Here is a 22459-nt window from a genome sequence, read left to right on the forward strand (position 1 = left end):
CCTCACTTCGCCGAGCGGCGGACGAGTAGGAAGTTGAACAGCGACACCACAACAATGATCATGAAGATCGCCCAGGCGACCGCGGCTCCGTAGCCGGCGGTGTTCAGGTTCTGGATGCCCATCTCGTACATGTACATGGCCAGCGTCTGGAACTGCCGCTGGTTGCCGCCGAGGATGTTGCCGTTGGCGAAGAGCAGGGGCTCGGTGAAGAGCTGCATCCCGCCGATCGTGGACAGGATGACCACGAAGATGAAGGTGGGCTTGAGCATGGGCAGGGTGATCTGCCAGAACTGCCGCCACTGGCTGGCACCGTCGATCGCCGCGGCCTCGTAGAGGTCCTTCGGGATCGCCTGCATGCCGGCGAGCAGGATCAGGGTGTTGTACCCGGTCCACCGCCAGTTGACCATGGAGGAGATGGCCATCCAGGAGCTCCACCGCTGCCCGTCCCAGTCGACCGCGTCGACACCGACGAAGCTGAGCAGCCAGTTGAACAGGCCGAACTCCCGCTGGAAGAGCATCCCGAAGACGATGGCGACCGCGGCCACCGAGACCACGTTCGGCATGAAGATGGCCATCCGGAAGAAGGTCTTGCCGCGCAGGAAGGTCCGGTTGAGCAGGTTCGCCAGGAAGAGGGCGAGCAACAGTTGCGGGATGGTCGACAGGGCGAAGATGCCGAACGTGTTGACCAGCGCGTTCCAGAAGTACTCGTCGGAAAACAGCCTGGTGTAGTTGTCGAAGCCGATGAACGAGTGGTCGCCGATCATGTCCCAGTCGTGCAGCGACATCCAGGCGGTACGCACCATCGGATACAGCCCGAACGCGCCGAAGATCACGAAGAACGGGGCGATGTAGAGGTACGGCGAGTACTTGACATCGAGACGGTTGAGGAGCCTTCCCCGGCGGAGTCGGGAAGGGACGTCGGGAGAAGGCGGTGCTGCTGGCGACGGCGGTGCCGTCGTGGCCGACAGGCTCATGCGAATTTCCTTTTCCGGCGAGGCCCGGGGGCCCTCGCGCAGGGCGCTACGCGGAGGGGACCGGCCGGTGGCGTCCGGGAAGCCCCGAACGCCACCGGCGGGGAATCACTCAGAAGGCACCCTGAGTCTTGGCGTCCTTCGTGAACTGCTCCCAGGCCTTCGCCTTGTCGGCCTGCCCGCTCTCGAACGCCCGCAGCGCCGGCTCGAGTGCGTTCTCCTTGATCGCCTGGTGCTTCGGGCCCAGGTGGGTCGGCTGGATCTTGGCGACGCTCTCCCCGAAGATCTTGCCGGTCGGCGCGTTGCTGAAGTACTCGTTGGTGTAGCTGACGAACGCGTCGTTCTTCAGCGCCTCCAGGTTCGTGGGCAGCGGGCCCTTGAGCTTGAAGGCCTCGACCTGGCTCTTCGCGTTGGTCAGGTACTCGGCGAGCTTCGCCGCCTCCTGCGGGTACTTGCTCTGCGCCGGAACCGCGAGCCACGAGCCGCCCCAGTTACCGCCGCCGCCCGGCACGGACGCGACATCCCACTTGCCCTTGTTGGCCGGACCGGAGTTGTCCGACACGATGCCGAGCATCCAGGACGGGCAGAAGGTGGCCGCGAAGGTGCCCTGCTTGAAGCCACCGGACCACTCCGGCGACCAGGTCTGCGCCTTGGCGGAGATGTCCGCCATCGAGGTGGCGGTGTCCCAGGCGTTCTTCACCGCGGGGCTGGTGTCCGCGATGATGTTGTCTTCCTTGTCGTAGAACAGGTCACCGTTGCCCTGGAACATCACGCCGTTGGAGACGGCGGTGATCGAGTCGATGAACGCCTTGCCGCCGCTGCCCTGCTTGTACTTCAGACCGGCGTCGTGGAAGCCCTTCCAGTCCGGCCAGAGCGCCGACACCTGGTCGCGCTCGGTGGGCAGGCCGGCAGCCTGGAACAGGTCCTTGCGGTAGCAGACGGCGAGGCTGCCGACGTCGGTCGGGAGGCCGATCAGCCGACCGTCCGGCGCCTTGCCCAGCTCCCACTTCCAGGGCAGATAGTCCTTGGAGTGGTCGGAGACCAGCGGCGCGAGGTCGGCCCAGTTGCGCGCGTTGGGCTTGAACTCGTTGAGGATGCCCTCTTCCAGGGCGGTGACGTCCGCCGCGCCCTTGCCGGTGGCCAGGTAGCGGACCAGCTTCGGCCGGTACTCGGCGAGCTGCGCGGTCTTGCGCAGCTCGACCTTGATGCCGGTGTCCTTCTCGTACTGCTTGACGAGCTCGTCGTAGCCCATCTCGCCGAAGGTGTCGACGACCAGCTTGGCCGGCTTCTCGCCGGCCGCCGGCTTGTCGTCGTCGTTGCCGCAGGCCGCGAGACCGCCGATTGCGGTGATCGCGGCCAGGGCAGCGGCCGCCAGGCGGGTACGCCGCGTGGTGACACTCATTCGCTGACCCCTCTTTCCGGTGGTGAGGCTGGGTGTGTGTGGTGGGGGGTGCCTGCCGCGCCGGTCCGGGGAACGTGGGTGACCCACACCACCCTCGGGAGCGCTCCCATGAGATTGCCGGCGGGTAACGGGGGTGTCAATAGGACGATGGGAGCGTTCCCAGATCGTTACCACGCTCGCCCACCTGTTGATTACCGCCAGCGGCGGCGGGGCCGGCGGGGGTGTGGCGGTGGTGGTGGGGTGGGCGGGCGGTCAGCAGAAGCGGCGTAGGAGGGTGCCGGTGCGGCCGACGTCGAAGTGGGCCGGGTCGAACGTGGAACCCGCCCAGTCGCGCAGCAGCGCCTGCTGCGGGTCGGCGAGGTCCGCCGGCTCGGCCAGCGCGGCCAGCAGCGCCCGGTAGCCCAGGGGCCCACCGATGCCCTCCGGCGGGCAGGCCCGTTCGCCGTCCAGGCAGACCGGGTAGCGCTCGTCGGGGTCGGCGCTCAACGCGTCCTCGACGACCAGGTCGTGCTCCCACCAGTCGCCGAAGTCGTAGGTGTAGGAGAACCGGCTGCCCTTGCCGAGCACGGCGTCCAACCGGACGTCCAGCTCGTCGTGCAACGCCAGTTCCCCGTCCGGGTCGGGCTCCCCGTACTGCACGGCGTCGATCTCGAACGAGTGCAGGTGGCAGTCCCGCCAGCCCATCGCGTGCTGCACCACCCGGTGCAGTCGGTCCAACGTGTAGCCGGCTGGGACGAGCACCCGGCGCCACACCGGCGGGCGCACCCCGGCGAGGGACATCTTCAGCTGGAAGATCTGACGCGGCATGCTGTCCCTGTCCTCCCACGGCTTAGGCTGCCAGCATGATCTGCCGAGCGTGCCGGGCCCGCCGACACGACGACTGCCCGGGCCGGAACTGGTGCGACTGCCAGCACCGTACCGCCCGACCGACCCCTCCGGTCACTGGTCCGGCCGGCGAATGACCGTCGGAATTCCGATCCGGCGGCTCTGGCCCGAGCCGTCTGAGCTGCCGCTGGACGACGACGCGCTGACCGCGCTCTACGGCCGCGCCGACCGTCCCCGCCTGCGGGTCAACTTCGTGGCCAGCCTCGACGGGGCGGTCACCGTGGACGGCTATTCCGCCGGGCTGTCCGGCGAGCCGGACAAGCGGGTCTTCGGCCTGCTGCGGATGCTCTGCGACGCGCTGGTGGTGGCCGCCGGCACGCTGCGCCACGAGGGCTACCGGGCGGTCCGGCTCGACGAACGTCGCCGCGCCTGGCGCCGCGCGAACGGGCTGGCCGAGTACCCCACGCTGGTGGTCGTCTCCGGCTCGCTCGATCTGGACCCGGCGCAGGCCGCTCTCGCCGACGCGCCGGTCCGGCCGGTGGTGCTCACCCACGCCACTGCCGAGGCGCCGCCGGGGCTGACCGACGTCGCCGACGTGCTGCGCTGTGGCACCGACCGGGTCGACCTGGCCGCCGGCCTCGACGAGCTGCGCCGGCGCGGGCTGACCCAACTGCTCTGCGAGGGCGGCCCGCACCTGTTCGGCGCGCTCACCGCCGCCGACCTGGTCGACGAGCTGTGCCTCACGGTCTCGCCGCTGCTCGCCGGCCCCGGACCGGGCCGGATCACCGCCGGCGACCCCACGCCACCCCGGCAGCTGCCGCTGCGGCATGTGCTCGCCGCCGACGACGGCGTCCTCATGCTCCGCCACGCCCGTCCGTAACCGGCGACCGAGCGTCGCCGGTTCCACACCCAGCGTCGTGAGGCCGGCGGCGGCATGGTGTCGTCCGCCGCGTCGCGTGGCGACCTGTCGTACTCCTCGGGCAGGATGCAGGTCATGCGCCTCGACCGTGATGCCCGCCCGACCCGAGTCGCCCGATGACCGACGCCGGCCTCGACGGCCCGGGCGAGCCGGTCGGCCGGGTGCTGGGCACCGCCGACGCCACCCCGTTGCAGTTCTGGACGGCCGTGGCGCCCGGCAGTTACCTCCAGCTCGACGACGTGGTGGTCACCCGGCGTGAGCTGCCCGACCGGGAGCCGGTGACGATCGCCGGGGTGGTCACCCAGGTCCGGGCCCGACACGAGGGTGCCCAGTTCGACTCCGACGTCTTCGCCATCGCCGACGGCACACTGCCGGCGCAGGTGCAGGAGGCGGCCGAGGTGACCACGACCCGGGTCGACCCCGAGTTCTACGTGCCGCCGACGCCCGGCGCGGTGGTGCACCGGGCCGAGGGTGACGCGCGGGCCCGGGCGCTGCACTTCGACCGCATGGAGCGGCGCATCCCGATGGGCATGGGTCGTGACGGGGTGCCGGTCTACCTCAACGCCGACTTCCTCGACGGCAGCCGGGGCGCGCACGTCTCCATCTCCGGCATCTCCGGGGTGGCCACCAAGACGAGCTTCGCCACCTTCCTGCTCTACTCGGTCTTCCGCTCCGGGGTGCTGGGCGGCGACGCTGTCAACGCCAAGGCGCTGATCTTCAACGTCAAGGGCGAGGACCTGCTCTTCCTCGACCACCCCAACACCCGGCTCGACGAGCCCACCCGGGCGGCCTACGCGAAGCTCGGGCTGAGCGCCGGCGCCTTTCCCGACGTCCGGGTGTACGCGCCGCCCCGGGTCGGCGACTCCGCCGGCACCCCCGACGTGAGCAGCCGCCTCACCGGCGTGGACTCCTTCTACTGGACGTTGAGCGAGTTCTGCGCCGACCGGCTGCTGCCGTACGTCTTCGCCGACGCCGACGACGAGCGCCAGCAGTACACGATGGTCGTCCACTCGGTCACCGCGCACCTGGCCCGGTACGCCCAGCCCGCCGACGGCGGGGTCAGCATCGACGGGGTCCGGCTCGGCTCCTACGGCGACCTGGTCGACCACATCGTCGACCAGCTCAACGACGACGAGACCCGCTCCGACTGGGCGGGCAGCGCGGTCGGCCTGGGCACCGTCAACGCGTTCGCCCGCCGGTTGATCGGCAGCAAGAAGGACCTCGCCCGGCTGATCCGCGGCGACCTCGCCACCCGCCGCCCGCACTCGATCAACACGAGCGAGTCCGCCCAGGTCACCGTGGTCGACCTGCACAACCTTCCGGACCGCGCCCAGCGGTTCGTGGTCGGCGTGACGCTCAAGAGCGAGTTCGAGCGCAAGGAGAAGTCCGGCACCGCCAAGCCGCTGCTCTTCGTCGTCCTCGACGAGCTCAACAAGTACGCCCCCCGGGAGGGCTCCTCACCGATCAAGGAGGTGCTGCTGGACATCGCCGAGCGGGGTCGTTCACTCGGGGTGATCCTGATCGGTGCCCAGCAGACGGCGAGCGAGGTGGAGCGGCGGATCGTCACCAACTCGGCGATCCGGGTGGTCGGCCGGCTCGACCCGGCCGAGGCGTCCCGGCCGGAGTACGGTTTCCTGCCGCCGGCGCAGCGCCAACGGGCGCTGCTGGCCAAGCCGGGCACCATGTTCGTCAACCAGCCGGACATCCCGGTGCCGCTCTGCCTGGAGTTCCCGTTCCCGGCCTGGGCCACCCGGGTGTCCGAGGCGGGCCCCGCTCCATCGGAGACACTGCGCTCGATCACCCAGTCCGCCGACCCGTTCGCCGTGGTGGGCTCCGGCGGCGGCACCGACGACGACATCCCGTTCTAGGGGGCCGGCACAGCCATGAAGATCCTGCACACCTCGGACTGGCACGTCGGCAAGGTGCTCAAGGGGCAGTCCCGGGCCGAGGAACACAAGGCCGTGCTGGCCGGCGTGATCGACATCGCCCGCGCCGAGCAGCCGGATCTGGTGATCGTCGCCGGTGACCTCTACGACACCGCCGCCCCCACCTCGGAGGCGACCCGGCTGGTCACCAGGGCGTTGACCGCGCTGCGCCGTACCGGCGCGGACGTGGTGGCGATCGGCGGCAACCACGACAACGGCCCGGCACTGGACGCGCTGCGGCCGTGGGCGGAGGCCGCCGGCATCACGCTGCGCGGCGGCGTACGGGAAAATCCGGACGAGCACGTGATCGACGGCACCACCGCCGGCGGCGAGCGGTGGCAGCTGGCCGCGCTGCCGTTCCTGTCCCAGCGGTACGCGGTGCGCGCCCTGGAGATGTACGAGCTGACGGCCGCGGAGGCCAACCAGACGTATGCCGATCACCTGGGCCGGGTGCTGGGCCGACTGACCGAGGGCTTCACCGAGCCGGACCGGGTGCACCTGGTCACCGCGCACGTGACCGTGACCGGCGCCTCCACCGGCGGCGGCGAGCGGGACGCGCACACCGTGCTCGGCTACGCCGTTCCGGCCACCGTCTTCCCGGCCACCGCGCACTACGTGGCGCTTGGTCACCTGCACCGGGCCCAGCGGGTCATCGGCCCCTGCCCGGTGCGCTACAGCGGCAGCCCGCTCGCGGTCGACTTCGGCGAGCAGGAGAACGTCCCCTCGGTGACGGTGGTCGAGGTGACCGCCAGCACCGCCGCCAAGGTCCGCGAGGTGCCCGTGACCGCGGCGAGTGCGTTGCGCACCGTGCGGGGCACCCTGGCCCAGCTCGCCGAGATCGAGGCACCGGACGCCTGGCTGCGCGTGTACGTGCGGGAGCAACCCCGCGCCGGCCTGCGCGAGGAGGTCCAGGAGCTGCTCCCCCGGGCGCTGGAGATCCGGATCGACCCGGAGCTGCTCGCCGCGCCGGGCAGCGGCGCCCGCATCGCGCAACGCTCCGGGCGTTCGCCGCGGGAGTTGTTCGCCGACTACCTCGACAGCCGGGGGCACGCCGACGAGGGCGTCCGGGAACTCTTCGACGAGCTCTTCGAGGAGGTCGATCACTGATGCGTCCCATGCGGTTGGACATGGCCGGTTTCACGGTCTTCCGGGACGAGACCACCGTCGACTTCACCGACGCGGACTTCTTCGCGCTGATCGGCCCGACCGGCTCGGGTAAGTCCACTGTGCTGGACGCCATCTGCTTCGCCCTCTACGGCATGGTGCCCCGCTGGGGTGGCCCCCGGGGTCTGGCCAACGCTCTGGCGCCGTCGGCGACCGAGGCCCGGGTGCGGCTGGTCTTCGAGTCCGGCGGCGCGCGGTACGTGGCGACCCGGGTGGTCCGCCGCGACGGCCGGGGCAACGTCAAGACCGCGAACGCCGGGTTGCAACTGATGCCGGCCGGGTTCGACGTGACCAAGCTGGACACCGGGTTGAGCCCCGACGACCTCGGCGAGGTGGTGGCCGGCACCCCCGCCGAGATGGAACAGGCGGTGCTGGAGGCGGTCGGGCTGCCGTACGAGCAGTTCACCAGCTGTGTGGTGCTGCCACAGGGGCAGTTCGCCGACTTCCTGCACGCCAAGCCGGCGACCCGGCAGCAGATCCTGGTCAACCTGCTGGGCCTGGGCGTCTACGAGGACGTGCAGAAGCGGGCGACGGCGCGGGCCGCGCAGGCGGAGGCCCGACTGGACGCGGTGGACCAGCTGCTGGCCGGGCTCACCGGCGTGGACGACGAGGCGCTGGCCGAGGCCGACGCCCGGGTCGACCGGATGGCCGAGCTGGCCGCCGCGGTGACCGCGGCCGTGCCGGAGCTGGCGACGGCCCGGGTCACGGCGCGGCAGGCGGCGGAGGCGTTGACCGCCCTCGACGACGAGCTGACGGTGCTGACCGGGGTGCGTGCGCCGCGTGGGGTGGCCGAGGTGGCCCGTGCGGTGGCCGCGGCGCGGGCCGAGGCCGAGGCCGCCTCCGCCGGCGTCTCACTGGCCGAGGAGCGGGAGGAGAAGCTGCGCGGCGAGCTGGCCGGCGCCGGGGACGAGAGCGCGCTGCGACTGCTGCTGCGAGCGTACGACGATCGGGACCGGCTGACCGGCGAGGCCGAGACGGTCCGCGCGACGGTGGGCGCGGCGAACGACGAGCACAGCGCGGCGGTTGCCGCGCTGGCCGCCGCCCGCGCCGACGCCGAACGGGCCGAGGCCGAGCTGGAGGCGGCCTTCCGGGCGCACGAGGAGGCGAAGGCCACCGACCTGGCGGTCAGCCTGCGGGTGCACCTGCACCCGGGCGCGCCCTGCCCGGTCTGCGAGCAGCCGGTGGCCGAGGTGCCGGCGGTGCCGGCCGACTCGGCGGTGGCGGCGGCCACGGCGGCCGGCAAGGCGGCACGGGCCGCCACCAAGGCCGCCCAGGCGACCGTGCAGCAGCGGGACGCGGCGGCACGGGACCTCGAACGGTTGCTGGTGCAGGCCCGTGCCCGGCAGGAGCAGGTGGACGCCCGGCTCGCCGACCTCGACGGGCAGCTCGCCGGCGCGGCGGAGCCGGCCGTGCTGCGCCGGGAGCTGGCCGAGCACGCCCGGTTGCGGCGCGCTCTGGAGGAGGCGGCGACCGCCGTCCGGGCTGGCCGGGACAACGCCCGCCAGGCCCGCGCCGGGGTGGACGCGGCCGAGGAGCGACTGCGCGCCGCCTGGCGGGGCTTCGACACCGCCCGCGACGGGCTGGCACGGTTCGGCCCGCCCGCGACGGACCGGGACGACGTGGCCGCCGCGTGGACGGCGCTGACCGGCTGGGCGGGCGCCGAGGCGGAACGCCGCCGGGCCGACCGGGCCGCCCGGGCCTCCGTCGTCGCCGAGGCCGAGGCCGCTGCCGGTGCCGTGCAGCAGCGCATCGCCGGCATTTTCGCCGCCGCCGACGTGCCGGTCGGGGACGACCCGGTGCATGCGGCGACGGTGGCGGTGGAGCGGGCCGAGGCGGACCGGCGCCGCCTGCGGGAGCGCCGCGAGCAGGCCGGGACGCTGCGCGAGCAGCGTGCCGTCCACGAGCGGGAGGCGCAGGTGGCCCGCGCGCTCGCCGGGCACCTGCGGGCCAACAACTTCGAGCGGTGGCTGCTGGCCGAGGCGTTGGACCTGCTGGTGGACGGCGCGTCGGGGATCCTGCGGGAGCTGTCCTCCGGGCAGTACGAGCTGGTGCACGACAAGGGCGAGTTCTTCGTCATCGACCAGCACGACGCCGGGCTGCGCCGGGGCGTGCGCACCCTCTCCGGCGGCGAGACGTTCCAGGCGTCGCTGGCGTTGGCGCTGGCGCTCTCCGAGCAGCTGGCCGGGATGTCGACCACGGCGGCGAGCCTGGAGTCGATCGTCCTGGACGAGGGCTTCGGCACGCTGGACGCGGCCACCCTGGACACGGTGGCGGCCACCCTGGAAAACCTGGCCGCCCGGGGTGACCGGATGGTCGGCGTCGTGACGCACGTGCCGGCGTTGGCCGAGCGGATCCCGGTCCGGTTCGAGGTGCGCAAGGACGCCCGCTCGGCGCGCGTGGAACGGACCGGCCGGTGAGCGACGCCGCGTTCTTCGTCGACTCGTGGGATCCGTCGTACGGGGCGTCGTTCGAGGCGTCCGCCGCCGGGCCGGCCGCGCCGAGCAGCGCGCAGGTCGACGCGGACGTGGAGCTGCCCGCGGTGGACTGGCGGGCGGTCGGGGTGCGGCCGGGGGTGCGGGCACCGGACGTGGTGCTGCTGGTCGACGGGGTACGCCGGATCGACGCGAGCATCTGGACGGCCGAGGCCGACGGCGTGTCGTTCCCCGGGCTGGCCGCGTCGTACGCGGCCGGGGTGGTGCGCTGCGACCTGGGCCGGGGTGCCGCGCAGTTGGCCGGCACCCGGGTCGGTCGGGGCCTGTTCACCGCGAGCCCGTCGGCGCAGGACGTGGTGGCGGGGGCCATCCGCTACCCGGTGCACCGGGTGGGCGGCACGGGTGAGCTGGCGAAGCTGCCGGCGGCCGTGCAGGGCCCGCTGACCGCGTTGGAGGTGGCGGTCTCCGACGCGGCCCGGGTCGACGGTGACCTGCTGGTGGTGGACGGGCCGTTGCGCAGCCGGCGGCAGTTGCCGCGCACGCTCGGCTACATCAAGACCCAGCACAGCCAGTACCTGGACGCGCGGTTGACCGCGGTGGTGACCGGCCTGGCGTCCGGTGAGCGCTCGCCGGTGTTCCGGCTCGGCACGGCGTGGGGCGGCTGGTCGTGGTATCTGCGGCTGCCGGTGGCGGCCGGCGCGCCGTGGGCGGGCATCGTGCGGGTGGAGTGCTCCGCCGACCTGCCCGTCGAGGCGGCGATCGAGTTGGCCGACCTGTCGCTGGTCACGCTGCCGCGGTTCGCGTCCACCCCGTACAAGGATCCTCGTGCCCCGCAGAACCTGATCCCGATCGCCGGCCTGGAGCGCCGCCTGCGGGCGCTGCTCGGCGACTCCCGGTTGCTGCACCGCGCGCTGACCGCCGCGGCCCGCGTGGCCCGCTGAACGCGGAGACTGGTGGCGATGGGACGCAAACGGGCGGGTGACCGGGTGGTCGAGCAGGTGGACACCGGGCAGGCCGAGCTGCTGCCGGACCCGGACCGGGCCGGCTCGTGGACGCTGCTGCTGGACGGTGCGCCGCAGTCACACGTCGACCTGACCGACCCGACCCACCTGGAGTTCGAGTACGTCCGGCGGCTGGCCGCCGCGCTGGACCTGATCGCGCCGGCCGGCGAGCCGCTGCGGGTGCTGCATCTCGGCGGTGGCGCGCTGACCCTGCCCCGGTACGTGTCGGCCACCCGGCCGGGCTCCACGCAGCGGGTGTCCGAGGTGGACGGCGCGTTGGTGGAGCTGGTCCGTCGGGCGCTGCCCTGGCCGGCCGATGCCCGGCTGCGGGTCCGGGTCGAGGACGCCCGGGCCGTGCTGGCCGCCACCCGCGACGCCAGCTACGACGTGGTGGTCGCCGACGTCTTCGCCGGAGCGCGCACCCCGGCTCATCTCACGTCGGTGGAGTACGCCGCCGAGGTGGCCCGGGTTCTCCGTCCGGCGGGCTGGTATCTCGCGAACCTGGCCGACGGCCCGCCGCTGCGGCACGCGCGCGGGCAGGTGGCGACGGTCCGTTCGGTGCTGCCGGAGGCCTGCCTGGTGGGGGACGCGGCGGTGCTGCGGGGCCGGCGGTACGGCAATCTGGTGCTGGTCGCGGGGCGGATCCCGCCTCCGGTGCCCGAGCTGACGCGGCGGGCGGCGGGCGACTGGTTTCCCGGTCGGGTGGTGGCCGGCGACGAGCTGGATCGTTTCGCCGGGGGCGCGCCGGTGGTGCGGGACGCCGACGCCACGGGCTCCGATCCGCCGCCGCCGGGCCTGTTCTCCGTCCGCCGCTGACCGGGCCGTCCGACGGTGCCGCGGAACTTTTTTCGCGGTTTGTTGATCCGCTCGGGGTGCCGGTGCGTACCACCGGGCGGCCCGCCTCGTGGGCCGGCGTTGGTGACGGACACCCCGGAGGTCTGCATGCATGCGGTGGCGGCCGGTTGGCACGGCGATGCGGTTCGCGCGGACTGGTTGTCCTCGCGGTCATCGTCGCGGCCGACGACGTCTGCCCGGGGGGTCGACGCGAGAGCGACGTCTCGCCAGAATGATCCGGTGACGCCGCGACCGGCGCCCGGGCGCCATCAGGCGACGTCAACCGAGGCGAGCCATTCCGACCAGTTGATCCGGCTGCTCTACGCGGAGCACGCCGGCCCGTTGCTGATGTTCGTCATGCGGCTCACCGGGGGGGACCGGCAGCGCGCGGAGGACATCGTCCAGGAGACGCTGCTGCGGGCCTGGCGCAACGCGCACCGCCTCGGCGTGCAGGGGCAGGGGTCGTTGCGGCCGTGGCTCGTCACGGTGGCCCGCCGCATCGCCATCGACGAGCACCGCAGCCAGGAGGCCCGGCCGCCGGAGACGTACGACCGGGACCTGACCGCGTTCGCCGAGGCGGACAGCACCGACCGGGTGCTGCGCACCATGACGGTGGCGGACGCGCTGCGTACCCTGAGTCAGTCGCACCGCGAGATCCTGATCTCGACGTACTTCCGGGGGCGGACGGTGCCGGAGGCCGCCGAGGAGTTGGGGCTTCCACTGGGCACCGCCAAGTCGCGGGTCTACTACGCGCTGCGCGCACTTCGCACGGCTCTGCAGGAGCGGGGGGTGACAGAATGAGCCGGCCAGACCATATGGACGTCGCCGCGTACGCGCTCGGCGTGCTCGACGAGCAGGACACCGAGCGGTTCGAGGAGCATCTCGCGACCTGCTGGGCGTGTGCGGCCGAGCTGGAGACGATGGTGCCGGTGGTCGGCCTCCTCTCCGGCATCGACGGCGAGACGATGATGGCGTTGGAGCAGACCGCCACCGATCCCGCGTTGCTGGACCGGACGCTGGTCGCGGTGCGGGCCGACCGGCGGCGCACCCGGTTTCGCCAGCTGCTCGCCACGGCGGCGGCGGTGGTGGTGTTCGGCGGCCTGACCGGTTTCGGCTTCGTCAGCGTCACCGACAACGAGCCTCGGGGGGTGCTCGCCGAGCCGACGTCGAGCGCTCCGGTGATCGATCCGCCGACGGGTGGGCCGTCGGGCGCGCCGACCGGCCCGGGTGTCGGCGGCAACGAGGAGGAGGGCGACCAGGTCGACGCCACCGACCCGACCACGGGGGTGCAGACGACGATGTTCCTGGTCACCAGGGATTACGGCACCCGGATCAACTTCAACCTCCGGAAGCTGCCCGGCCCGCGGACCTGTCGGTTGGTGGTGGTGCGCAAGAACGCCTCCACCGAGGTGATCTCGACCTGGTCGGTGCCGCCGGGCGGTTACGGCACCAACAACCGGCCGCAGGGTCTCGAGCTGAGCGCTTCGACGTCGGCCCCGGTCGCCGACATCAAGCAGCTCCAGGTGCAGTCGGTGGACGGCAACGGGGTGGCCAGCCCGCTGGTCACGGTGCCCATGTAAGGCTGCTCACCGCATCGGCGCCGGCCATTTCCACAATGGCCGGCGCCGATCTGTTTCTGCCCGGGAGGGGTCCCGTGCAGTGCCATACGGATGGGCTGCCGGATTGGTTCAATCAATTCGAGTGAAATTGACCACTGTTACTACTTCAACCTTGACAGCCTGCCCGCCGTACCTATGGGTGAACTGCCAAGAATGAGGAGGGCACGTGGCACAGATGAAGCGGACCGTCATCGTCGCGAGCGCGATGGTCGCACTAACGGCCTGCGCTCCCGCGGGTTACGACGGGGCGAACTCGAGCGCGGCCGAGCCGGTCGCCGTCGCCGCGGCCGAGCCCACCGCGGCGGCTGAACCCGAGGCCTCGGCGTCCGCGGAGGCTCCGGTCGCCGACGCGCCGCCGCCCGCCGACGTGGACCTGACCGAGCAGTTGATCGGCAAGAAGGTCGCCCGGATGGGCAGCGTGGTCACCGACCAGGACGGCTGGATCCTGTACCGCTTTGACAAGGACACCGCCGACCCGCCCGCGTCGAACTGCGTCGACAAGTGCGCGCAGGTGTGGCCGCCGGCGCTGACCGACGGCAACCCGCAGCTCACCGGCGTCTCCGACGACAAGGTCGGCAGCGTGACCCGGCAGGACGGCACCCGGCAGATCACCGTCGGCGGCTGGCCGGTGTACCGGTACATCGGTGACAAGAAGCCCGGCCAGTGGAAGGGCCAGGCCGTCGGCGGCACCTGGTTCGTCGTCCAGCCGGACGGCAAGAAGAACCTGAGCTGCCTGCCCACGTCGACGCCGAAGGCGGTCGCCCCGCCGGCCGACAGTGGGTCGAACGACGCCGGCGGCTCCGGCTACTCGTACTGAGCACGCTCACCACGAGGACTCGATGGTCGGTCGTAGCCGGGGAGGGCGCGGCCGGCCATCGTCGTACGCGGGACGTCGGCATACCGGTGGTGCCGGCGTCCCGCTCCGGCCTGCGCGCCGACGACGGGTACGGCGGGCTCGGCGAACACAGGGACACCTGGCAGAGTGACGGGGTGACCGAGACCGAGCCCGCCGCGACCCGGGTGCTGCACCCGCCGGTCGGCTACCGGCTGGCCGCGTCGGTCCGTGCCCTCACCTTCAGCCCGTACGACCCGTGCGCGCGCATCGCCGCCGGCACCTTCTGGTGGGCCACCCGCACTCCGGACGGGCCGGCCACGCTGGCCCTGCGACCGTCCGGCGGCGAGTTGCTCGCCGAGGGCTACGGGCCGGGTGCCGAGCACGTGGTGGCCCGTGCCGACGGGATCGCCGGGCTCCGCGACGACCTGACCGGTTTCGCCGAGCTGGCCGCGGCGCACCCGCTGGTCGCCCGGCTCGCCCGGGAGCACCGCGGGCTGCGCATGCCGGCCACCGGGCAGGTGTTCCCCCATCTGCTGCGCGCGGTCTTCGAGCAGAAGGTCACCGGCAAGGAGGCCTACCGGGCGTACGCGGCGACCGTGCGGCACTTCCGGGAGCAGGCGCCCGGCCCGCTGCAACCACTGCTGCTGCCGCCCGACGCCGCCGCGGTCGCCGCCACCCCGTACTGGGTGTTCCACCCGTTCGGGGTCGAACAACGCCGGGCCGACACGCTGCGCCGCGTCGCCGCGCTCGCCGACCGGCTGGAGCGTTGCGCCGACGCCGCCGAGGCCACCCGCCGGCTGACCGCCGTCGCGGGCATCGGCCCGTGGACCGCCGCCGAGGTGGTCCGGACCGCCTACGGCGACCCGGACGCGGTCAGCGTCGGCGACTACCACATACCGAACACGGTGGCCTGGGCACTCGCTGGCGAACCGAGGGGCGACGACGCCCGAATGCTGGCCCTGCTGGAGCCGTTCCGGGGCCACCGCGGCCGGGTCTGCCTGTTGTTGGCGGCCGCCGGCATCCAGGCACCGAAGTACGGTCCCCGCGCCCCGATCCGCTCGTTCGCCCGGTTCTGAGCGCCGGGAACGGTTCGGACCGCCGGGGACGCCACGGTCAGCGCCCGGCGCAGAGCCGCCGCAGGGTCCGGCCGAGCCACCAGGCGTACGCGTGCTGCACGCCCCGGGCGGCCGGACCGGCGGCACGGGTGAACCAGCGGTCGGGGCGGCTGAACGCGCGCACCTCGAACCAGACCGCGCCGGCGCCGTCCCGGCCGACGACGAACGCCTCCTCGCCCCGCTCCGCGTGCCCGGGCAGGGTCCCGTAGCCGAAGCCGGCGAGCCCCGGCGACTCCTCGCTCCAGATCACCCGGCAGGGCCCCCAGATGCGGGCCGGCCCGAGGCCCAGCCCGGCGCTCACCAGCACGCCCTCGGTGGCCCGTGGCGCGTCGGTGCGCATCCGGACGCCGGCGGCGCGGTGCAGCCGCCAGCTCAGCACCGCCTCGGCCGCCGTCTCGAAGCAGCCGGCCGGCAGCGGGTACCGGTGGCGCAGGTGGTGGTACCCGTCGGGCAGCGGTCCATGGCGGGTCCGTCCGACCTCCGGATACGTCAGCTCGGCCACCCGCTCCCCCTCCACTGGACACGGCCAGGGTACGGCCGGCACGGCCGGGCCGCCGGGCGAGGACGGCAGCGGCTGTGGTGTGCTGCCGGGATGAGCGTCGAGGCGAGCATCGTCCCGGCCGGCGTCGCGGACGCCGGCGAGATCTTCACCGTGCAGCGCGCCGCCTACCTGACCGAGGCGCAGCACTACACCGACCCGTTCCTGCCGCCGTTGACCGAGACGCTGCAGGAGGTTCGGGCGGCGCTCACCGGCCCGACCATCGTGCTCGTCGCGCGGCTGGGGCACCGGCTGGTCGGCTCCGTACGCGCCCACCTGGACGGGGACACCGCCCACGTGGGCCGGCTGTCGGTCGCCCCGGATCTGCAGGGGCGGGGCGTCGGCGGGCGGCTGCTCACCGCGATCGAGGCGGCCTGCGCGGGCCGGGTGGCCCGGTTCACCCTCTTCACCGGCGCGGACAGCGCCCGCAACCTACGGCTGTACCAGCGGCACGGCTACCGGATCGTGTCGCACCGGCCGGACGCGAACGGCATCCAACTGGCGGTCCTGGAGAAGCCAGCGGTCAGCCCTGCTCGCACCGACGCCTGAGCCCGTCGGCCTCCAGCCGCAGGTAGCGGCGGAACAGGTCGCGGTACAGCCAGCCGACCAGCCCGGCCAGCGGCCCGGACTGCGTCATCGCCAACCCGACCCGGGTACGCCCGTCGGGCAGCGGGAGCAACCGGTGCTCGGCCCGCGTCCGTACGCCCGGGGCCTCGGAAACCCAGGTGAAGTCGCGCCCCTCGGTCAGCTCGGTGACCCGCCAGAGCGCCGGACGCAGCTTCGGCTGGGTCAGCCGGACGGTCGCGCCGACGGTGAGCGGCCCCGGCTCTCCCCGCTCGGCCCGGCTCACCGACGCCGTCCAGTCCGGCCACCGCTGCACGTCGGTCAGCACAGCCCACACCCGCTGGGCGTCGGCGGCGATCTCCGTACCGGCCTCGAACCGCATCGTGTCCCCTCCCCGGCGGCACCGCCCGGCGCCGCGCCATCGGGACGAGGCTGCCCGACGGATCGTGACACCGGCAACCACCGGCCTGGCCGCAGCAGGGCCGCCGCCGGGGATCAGGCGGCTTCGTGCAGGTCGGCCAGGGTGAGTGGGGTACGCCGACGCAGCAGCTCCGCCAGCTCCGGCACGGACCCGACCTCGCCGAGCACGTTCTTGCCGCCGCCGAACCGCTCCGGGTAGCGGCGGATCAACCGGTACCGGTAGCGGCCCCGGATCAGCTCGACACTCACCCGCCACCGCCCGCAGCAGTCACAGACCCACTCGGACACCTCGCGAAACTAGCTCTGACCTGTGGTTATCTGATTCGCCCGGTCGGGACGAGCGGCGCGCGGGCGGACACGCCGCCCCGGGACCCACGGTGATCTGCCTCACGACTGTCGGCACCGTCTGATTGACTGGTCGCCGTGGACCTGCCGATCAACCCTCCGGTCGAGCCGATGCTGGCCAAGAGCATCCCCAAACTGCCCACCACCCCCGGGGTGACCTACGAGCCCAAGTGGGACGGGTTCCGGTGCATCGTGTTCCGCGACGGCGACGAGGTGGAGCTGGCCAGCCGGGGCGGCAAGTCGATGACCCGTTACTTCCCTGAGGTGGTCGAGCAGGCCAAACGGCAGCTGCCCGAGCGGTGCGCGGTCGACGGGGAGCTGATCGTGATCCGGCGGGACGGCCCGGGCGGCCAGCCCCGGCTGGATTTCGAGCTGCTGGCCCAGCGCATCCATCCGGCCGCGTCCCGGGTGAAGCTGCTGGCCGAGACCACCCCGGCCGACTTCGTCGCCTTCGACCTGCTCGCCATCGGCGACGAGGCCCTGGTGGAGCAGCCCTACCCGCGCCGCCGGGAGCGGCTGGTGGAGGCGCTGTCCGGGGTCCGCCCGCCGGTGCACGTCACCCAGGTCACCACCGACCCGGAGACGGCGGCCCGCTGGTTCGACGTGTTCGAGGGCGCCGGGCTGGACGGGTTGATCGTCAAGCCGGCCGACCTGCCGTACGAGCCGGGCAAGCGGCTGATGTTCAAGGTCAAGCACGCCCGCACCGCCGACGCGGTGGTGGCCGGCTTCCGCTGGCACAAGTCCGGCCCGGTGGTCGGCTCGCTGCTGCTCGGTCTCTACGACGACGCGGGTGTGCTGCACCACGTGGGGGTGAGCGCCTCGTTCAGCATGGCCCGGCGGGCCGAGCTGCTCGACGAGCTGGAGCCCTACCGGGACACCGGCGGCGAGCACCCGTGGGTGCACGGCGACCATGAGCGCGGCCAGCGCATCCCGGGCGGGGTGAGCCGGTGGACCGGCACGAAGAACCTGGAGTGGGAGCCTCTGCGCCCGGAGCTGGTGGTCGAGGTGGGCTACGACGCGATGGAGGGCGAGCGGTTCCGGCACACCGCCCAGTTCAAACGGTGGCGGCCCGACCGCGATCCGAAGTCCTGCCGCTACGACCAGCTCGACCGTCCGATCCGCTTCGACGTGGACCAGGTGCTGCGCGGCGACCCGGCGGCCACCGTGGACCAGACCTCCACCGGCCCGGCGTAGCCTGGCCGTCGACTCGACCCCGGAGGACACGTGACCCGCACCGCCGACCAGCCTCGGATGGCGACCAGTCGCCGGGTCCGTCGCACTCTGGTCGCCTTCACCGTGGCCGTGCTGCTCACCGCCGGCTGCACCCTGCCCGCGTTCGCCCCACGCACCGAGGTGGAGGGTGAGGCGGCGCCGACCGGCAGCTCGCCGACCTGGCGGGCGTGCCCGGAGGTGGCCGACGAGCTGGTCGGGCGGGGCGCGCCGGACATGCGCTACGAGTGCGCCCGGGTCGCGGTGCCGCGCGACTGGGGCACCGGCGGCGGGGCGACCGCCGGCCCGGGCGCGGGGCAGACCTTCGAGATCGCCCTGCTGCGGGCCCGGTCCACCAAGCAGCGGGACCGGATCGGCTCGCTGGTGATCAACCCGGGCGGCCCGGGCGGCTCGGGCGTCGACACCGCCGTCTACCTCTCCTTCGGCCCCCAGTTCGGCGGGCTGCCGCCCGCGATCACCGAGCGCTTCGACATCGTCGGCTTCGACCCGCGCGGCGTGGCCCGGTCCAGCCCGGTCAAGTGCATCTCCGACGCCGATCTGGACGCCAGCTTCGGCTACGACCCGGACCCGACCAGCCAGGCGGGGTTCGACGGCTTCGTGGGGTTGAGCCAGCGGATCGGGCGGGGCTGCGGCGACCGGTACGGCGACCAGTTGCCCCTCTACGCCACCGAGCAGGCCGCCCGCGACATGGACGCGGTTCGCGCCGCCGTCGGCGACGACAAGCTCACCTACCTGGGCTACTCGTACGGCACCCTGCTCGGCGCCACCTACGCCCAGCTCTACCCGCAGCGGGTGCGGGCGCTGGTGCTCGACGGCGCGGTCGACCCGAAGCAGGGGCTGGTGGCCGGCTCGGAGAGCCAGGCCCGCGGCTTCGAGCGGGCCTTCGACAACTTCACCCGCTGGTGCGCGGCGACCGCCGACCGCTGCCCGATCGCACCGGACGCGCGCGCCGCGGTCACCACGGCCATCGACAAGGCCAGGGTCTCCCCGGTGCGCGGCGACGACGGGCGGGAGGCGACCGCCGGCTGGGTCTTCTACGCGATCATCTCGTCGCTCTACACGGAGTCCGGCTGGCAGGAGCTGGCCGGCGCGATCGACCGGCTCGCCGAGGGCGACCCGAAGGACGTGTTCCGGCTCGCCGACGCGTACGCGGGCCGGGAGAGCGACGGGCACTACTCGAACCTGTTCGACGCCAACCTCGCCATCAACTGCGCGGACGAGACGGAGAAGCCGAGCCGGGCGCAGATCCGCCAGTTGCAGTCGCAGTGGCGCACGAAGTACCCGCTGTTCGGGCCGGCGCTGGCGGTCGGCATGCTGAGCTGCGTCGAGTGGCCGGGCACACGGGACCCGTACCCGACCGGGCAGGCGAACGGCGCACCGCCGATCGTGGTGGTCGGCACCACCGGCGACCCGGCGACGCCCTACGAGCAGACCCCGCGGCTCGCCTCGATGCTGGGCGTCGGCCGGGTGCTCACCTGGGAGGGCGAGGGGCACACCGCCTACCCGCAGACCTCCTGCATCACCGCCGCGGTCGACGCCTACCTGCTCGAGCTGACCGTTCCCAGGGAGGGGCTTCGCTGCCCGGCCCGGTGACGGGCCGGGTCGGCGGCAGCGGCGGCAGGTCGATGCCCTGCCGGGCTGCCAACTCCTCCAGCAGCGCCCGCATCCGGCGCACGTCGGCCTTGAGCTGCTCCTGCTCCTCGTGCTCGAAGGCGTCGTCGTCGACGATGAGCCTGCTCGCGAAGTGCGCGGTGATCAGGGGGATGACCAGCAGCACCATGGTCGAGATGAGCAGCGCGGCGAGGGTACGGCCGGCCCAGCTGGTCGGCGAGATGTCGCCGTAGCCGACGGTGGACGCGGTCACCACCGCCCACCAGACGGCGTCGGCGGGGCTGCGGTTCTCGACCTCGCCGTAGATGACCCCCGCCACCACGATCATCAGCAGGTACGAGGTGATCAGCGTGCGCGGCGAGTTCGCGAACCACACCAACGCCCGGTAGATCCACCGGAACGGCAGCAGCAGGAGCTCCATGCCGCCCCATGCTGCCCGGTCCCGGCAAGTGGCACCGGCCCATTCGCCGGTTTCGCTGTGCCAGGCTCACCGGCATGACCGATGTGATCTACCGCGAGGCGGTCCGGGCGGACCTGCCCGCCGTCATCGCCCTGCTCGCCGACGACGTCCTCGGCAAGGCCCGGGACTTCACCACGGTCGACGAGGCGTACGAGCGGGCGTTCGCGGACATCAGCGCGGACCCGCGCAACCAGCTGATCGTGGCCGAAGAGGGCGGCGAGGTGGTCGGCTGCCTTCAGATCACCTACATCCCCGGCCTCGGCCGGCACGGCGCCGAGCGGTCCCTGATCGAGTCGGTCCGGGTCCGCTCCGACCGGCGCGGCCACGGACTGGGCCGGGCGCTGATGGTCTGGGCCATCGACCAGGCTCGGCGGCGTGGCTGCGCGCTGGTGCAGCTCACCACGGACAAGACCCGCCAGGACGCACACCGCTTCTACCTGGGCCTCGGCTTCGTCGCCAGCCACGAGGGCATGAAGCTCCCGCTCTGACCGCCTGCCGGGCTCACTCGTCGACCAGGCGGCCGTCGCGCAGAGTGAGCACCCGGTCGGCGAGGTCGATCAGGGCGGGGTCGTGCGTGGCCACCAGCGCCGTCATGCCGCGGGCGTGCACCACCGCGCGCAGCAGGTCCATGATGGACCGGCCGGTCTCCGAGTCGAGCTGGCCGGTGGGCTCGTCGGCGATGAGCAGGTCCGGCTCGTTGGCCAGCGCGCGGGCCACCGCGACCCGCTGCTGCTGCCCGCCGGAGAGCTCGTACGGGCGCTGCGCCGCGTGCCCGCCCAGGCCGACCAGCTCCAGCAGCACCGCGACCCGCTGTTCCCGCTCCGCCGCCGGCACCTGGGCCAGCCGCAACGGCACGCCCACGTTCTCGGCGGCGGAGAGGATCGGCACCAGCCCGAACGTCTGGAACACGAACCCCACGGTGCCCCGGCGCAGCCGCAGCAGCTCCGCCTCGCCGGCCGCGGTGACCTCCTGCCCGGCGACCACCACCTGACCGCTGTTCGGCCGGTCCAGCCCTCCGACGATGTTCAACAGTGTGGTCTTGCCGGCGCCGGAGCGGCCCCGGACCGCGACCAGCTCGCCGCGGTCGGCGCTGAAGGAGACGTCCCGTACCGCGTGCACGGCGTGCTCTCCCCGGCCGAAGGTCCGGCTCACACCGCTGACCCGGACCACCTCGCCGGGGACGGCACCGGCCCGGGCCGGCCCGCCCGCCCCGGCCGCGCCGGCCGCGCCGGTCACCACCATGTCCCGACGGCTCACGCCCGCTCCTCCTGCCCGTCCGAGGCCCGGTCACCGGGCCGTACCTGCACATGATCCGGCTCCAGATCGAGCCGGACCCGGTCCCGCAGCGAGAGCGCGTCGACGAACGCCGCCGGCAGTTGCATCCGGCCGGTCCGGTCGAGCACCGCGTACTCCTCACTGACCAGTTCGGTGTTGCCGTCCGCGCCGACGCGCGCGGTCCGGCGTACCTCCGAGGCGGTCCGTCCGTCGCGGATCGCGACGGTCCGGCGGACCTGCGTGGCCACGGCGTGGTCGTGGGTCACCACCACGATGGTCACGCCCAGCTCCGCGTTGATGGTGCGCAGCGCCCCGAAGACCTCCGCGCCGGTCGCCTCGTCCAGCTCACCGGTCGGCTCGTCGGCGAAGAGCACCTCCGGGTCGTTGGCGACCGCCACGGCCACCGCACACCGCTGCTGCTCGCCACCGCTGAGCTGGCCCGGTCGCCGGTCCGCGCAGTAACCCACGCCGACCATGTCGAGCAGCTCCCGGGCCCGCTCCCGGCGCGCCCGCCGCGAGCGCTTGCCGGCCAACTGCATCGGCAGCTCGACGTTCTCCAGCGCCGTCAGGTACGGCAACAGGTTGCGGCCGGTCTGCTGCCAGACGAACCCGACCAGCTCCCGCCGGTAGCTCAACCGCCGCTTGGCGGACAGCGAGAGCAGGTCGTAGTCGGCCACCCGGGCGATGCCGGCGGTCGGGGTGTCCAGGCCGGACAGGATGTTGAGCAGCGTCGACTTGCCCGAGCCGGAGGCACCCACGATCGCCACCAGCTCACCCCGGTCGATGACCAGGTCGAGCCCCTGCAGGGCGACCACCTCCACCCCCTCGGTCTTGAAGATGCGCACCAGGCCGTCGCAGACGATGTGTCCGCGCAGGCGGTCCTGCCCGCCGGCCCGCTCGGCGGCGCGTTGCGCGGCCCGCTGTTGCAGCGCGGCCAGGTCAGGCACCAGTGGAGTCTGGGCGGTAGCGGTCAT

Annotated in this window: 23 protein-coding genes; 14 read left to right on the top strand and 9 right to left on the bottom strand. The window is 73.1% G+C overall.

All coding sequences use genetic code 11. From position 1 onward, the window contains the following. Positions 1-2: 2 nt before the first annotated feature. The 3 genes from M8C17_RS11840 to M8C17_RS11850 form a co-directional block, all read right to left on the bottom strand. Positions 3-974 carry a carbohydrate ABC transporter permease gene (locus M8C17_RS11840; protein WP_252416481.1) on the bottom strand — a complete coding sequence of 324 codons (972 nt, stop codon included), beginning with the start codon at positions 972-974 and terminating at the stop codon, positions 3-5. Positions 975-1083: 109 nt separating this feature from the next. After that, a complete protein-coding gene (locus M8C17_RS11845) occupies positions 1084-2373 on the bottom strand; it encodes an ABC transporter substrate-binding protein (RefSeq protein ID WP_252416482.1) in 1290 nt (429 codons plus the stop codon). A gap of 252 nt (positions 2374-2625) precedes the next feature. Next, on the bottom strand, positions 2626-3180 hold the full coding sequence (locus tag M8C17_RS11850) for a plasmid pRiA4b ORF-3 family protein (RefSeq protein WP_252416483.1): 555 nt from the start codon (positions 3178-3180) through the stop codon (positions 2626-2628). Positions 3181-3331: 151 nt separating this feature from the next. Here M8C17_RS11850 and M8C17_RS11855 point away from each other — a divergent pair, with 151 nt between their 5' ends. From M8C17_RS11855 to M8C17_RS11900, 10 genes are all read left to right on the top strand, one after another. After that, entirely contained in the window at positions 3332-4078 is a 747-nt protein-coding gene (locus tag M8C17_RS11855; protein WP_252416484.1) for a pyrimidine reductase family protein, read from the top strand. A gap of 155 nt (positions 4079-4233) precedes the next feature. Then, positions 4234-5985 carry an ATP-binding protein gene (locus M8C17_RS11860; RefSeq protein ID WP_252416485.1) on the top strand — a complete coding sequence of 584 codons (1752 nt, stop codon included), beginning with the start codon at positions 4234-4236 and terminating at the stop codon, positions 5983-5985. 15 nt (positions 5986-6000) lie between these two features. Next, positions 6001-7149 carry an exonuclease SbcCD subunit D gene (locus tag M8C17_RS11865; RefSeq protein WP_252416486.1) on the top strand — a complete coding sequence of 383 codons (1149 nt, stop codon included), beginning with the start codon at positions 6001-6003 and terminating at the stop codon, positions 7147-7149. Further along, on the top strand, positions 7149-9623 hold the full coding sequence (locus tag M8C17_RS11870) for an AAA family ATPase (protein ID WP_252416487.1): 2475 nt from the start codon (positions 7149-7151) through the stop codon (positions 9621-9623). Before M8C17_RS11865 ends, M8C17_RS11870 begins: the two co-directional genes overlap by 1 nt. Beyond that, positions 9620-10579, top strand: coding sequence for a hypothetical protein (locus M8C17_RS11875; protein ID WP_252416488.1), 960 nt, complete (start codon positions 9620-9622; stop codon positions 10577-10579). Before M8C17_RS11870 ends, M8C17_RS11875 begins: the two co-directional genes overlap by 4 nt. A gap of 18 nt (positions 10580-10597) precedes the next feature. Next, positions 10598-11455, top strand: coding sequence for a spermidine synthase (locus tag M8C17_RS11880; protein WP_252416489.1), 858 nt, complete (start codon positions 10598-10600; stop codon positions 11453-11455). A 126-nt stretch (positions 11456-11581) separates the two neighbouring features. Beyond that, positions 11582-12274 (top strand): sigma-70 family RNA polymerase sigma factor, encoded by a 693-nt coding sequence (locus tag M8C17_RS11885; protein ID WP_252416490.1) that lies wholly within the window; start codon positions 11582-11584, stop codon positions 12272-12274. Next, complete coding sequence (locus M8C17_RS11890; protein WP_252416491.1) at positions 12271-13053, top strand: anti-sigma factor; 783 nt, start codon at positions 12271-12273, stop codon at positions 13051-13053. Before M8C17_RS11885 ends, M8C17_RS11890 begins: the two co-directional genes overlap by 4 nt. A 205-nt stretch (positions 13054-13258) precedes the next feature. Continuing rightward, entirely contained in the window at positions 13259-13909 is a 651-nt protein-coding gene (locus tag M8C17_RS11895; protein ID WP_252416492.1) for a hypothetical protein, read from the top strand. Between the two features lie 173 nt (positions 13910-14082). Then, positions 14083-15003, top strand: a complete 921-nt coding sequence (locus M8C17_RS11900) for a DNA-3-methyladenine glycosylase (protein ID WP_252416775.1) — start codon at positions 14083-14085, stop codon at positions 15001-15003. A gap of 37 nt (positions 15004-15040) precedes the next feature. On the opposite strand, the gene M8C17_RS11905 is transcribed toward M8C17_RS11900, so the two are convergent. Beyond that, the gene (locus tag M8C17_RS11905) at positions 15041-15544 is read right to left on the bottom strand and encodes a DUF1990 family protein (RefSeq protein WP_252416493.1); all 504 of its coding nucleotides are present in this window, start codon (positions 15542-15544) and stop codon (positions 15041-15043) included. Between the two features lie 90 nt (positions 15545-15634). On the opposite strand from M8C17_RS11905, the gene M8C17_RS11910 reads away from it, so the two are divergent. Then, entirely contained in the window at positions 15635-16129 is a 495-nt protein-coding gene (locus M8C17_RS11910; protein WP_252416494.1) for a GNAT family N-acetyltransferase, read from the top strand. Here the strand turns inward: M8C17_RS11910 and M8C17_RS11915 are convergent. Together M8C17_RS11915 and M8C17_RS11920 are read right to left on the bottom strand one after the other, a co-directional pair. Beyond that, entirely contained in the window at positions 16104-16526 is a 423-nt protein-coding gene (locus M8C17_RS11915) for an SRPBCC family protein (protein WP_252416495.1), read from the bottom strand. The genes M8C17_RS11910 and M8C17_RS11915 overlap by 26 nt on opposite strands. A 113-nt stretch (positions 16527-16639) precedes the next feature. Then, positions 16640-16852: a hypothetical protein gene (locus M8C17_RS11920; protein WP_252416496.1), complete on the bottom strand. Its 213-nt coding sequence runs from the start codon at positions 16850-16852 to the stop codon at positions 16640-16642. Positions 16853-16987: 135 nt separating this feature from the next. Here M8C17_RS11920 and M8C17_RS11925 point away from each other — a divergent pair, with 135 nt between their 5' ends. After that, positions 16988-18103, top strand: coding sequence for an ATP-dependent DNA ligase (locus M8C17_RS11925; protein ID WP_252416497.1), 1116 nt, complete (start codon positions 16988-16990; stop codon positions 18101-18103). 57 nt (positions 18104-18160) lie between these two features. Then, a complete protein-coding gene (locus M8C17_RS11930; RefSeq protein WP_252416776.1) occupies positions 18161-19732 on the top strand; it encodes an alpha/beta hydrolase in 1572 nt (523 codons plus the stop codon). Here the strand turns inward: M8C17_RS11930 and M8C17_RS11935 are convergent. Continuing rightward, positions 19659-20171: an ion channel gene (locus tag M8C17_RS11935; RefSeq protein ID WP_252416498.1), complete on the bottom strand. Its 513-nt coding sequence runs from the start codon at positions 20169-20171 to the stop codon at positions 19659-19661. The two genes, M8C17_RS11930 and M8C17_RS11935, sit on opposite strands and share 74 nt — an antisense overlap. Before the next feature lie 74 nt (positions 20172-20245). Between M8C17_RS11935 and M8C17_RS11940 the strand changes: the two genes are divergently transcribed. Next, positions 20246-20698: a GNAT family N-acetyltransferase gene (locus M8C17_RS11940; RefSeq protein ID WP_252416499.1), complete on the top strand. Its 453-nt coding sequence runs from the start codon at positions 20246-20248 to the stop codon at positions 20696-20698. A gap of 13 nt (positions 20699-20711) precedes the next feature. Here M8C17_RS11940 and M8C17_RS11945 read toward each other — a convergent pair whose 3' ends face one another. Together M8C17_RS11945 and M8C17_RS11950 are read right to left on the bottom strand one after the other, a co-directional pair. Further along, a complete protein-coding gene (locus tag M8C17_RS11945) occupies positions 20712-21467 on the bottom strand; it encodes an ABC transporter ATP-binding protein (protein WP_252416500.1) in 756 nt (251 codons plus the stop codon). Next, on the bottom strand, positions 21464-22459 hold the full coding sequence (locus M8C17_RS11950) for an ABC transporter ATP-binding protein (RefSeq protein ID WP_252416501.1): 996 nt from the start codon (positions 22457-22459) through the stop codon (positions 21464-21466). The genes M8C17_RS11945 and M8C17_RS11950 overlap by 4 nt, the downstream gene beginning before the upstream one ends.

It is taken from the genome of Micromonospora sp. RHAY321 (assembly GCF_023896955.1).
In the GTDB taxonomy this organism is placed as follows: domain Bacteria; phylum Actinomycetota; class Actinomycetes; order Mycobacteriales; family Micromonosporaceae; genus Micromonospora.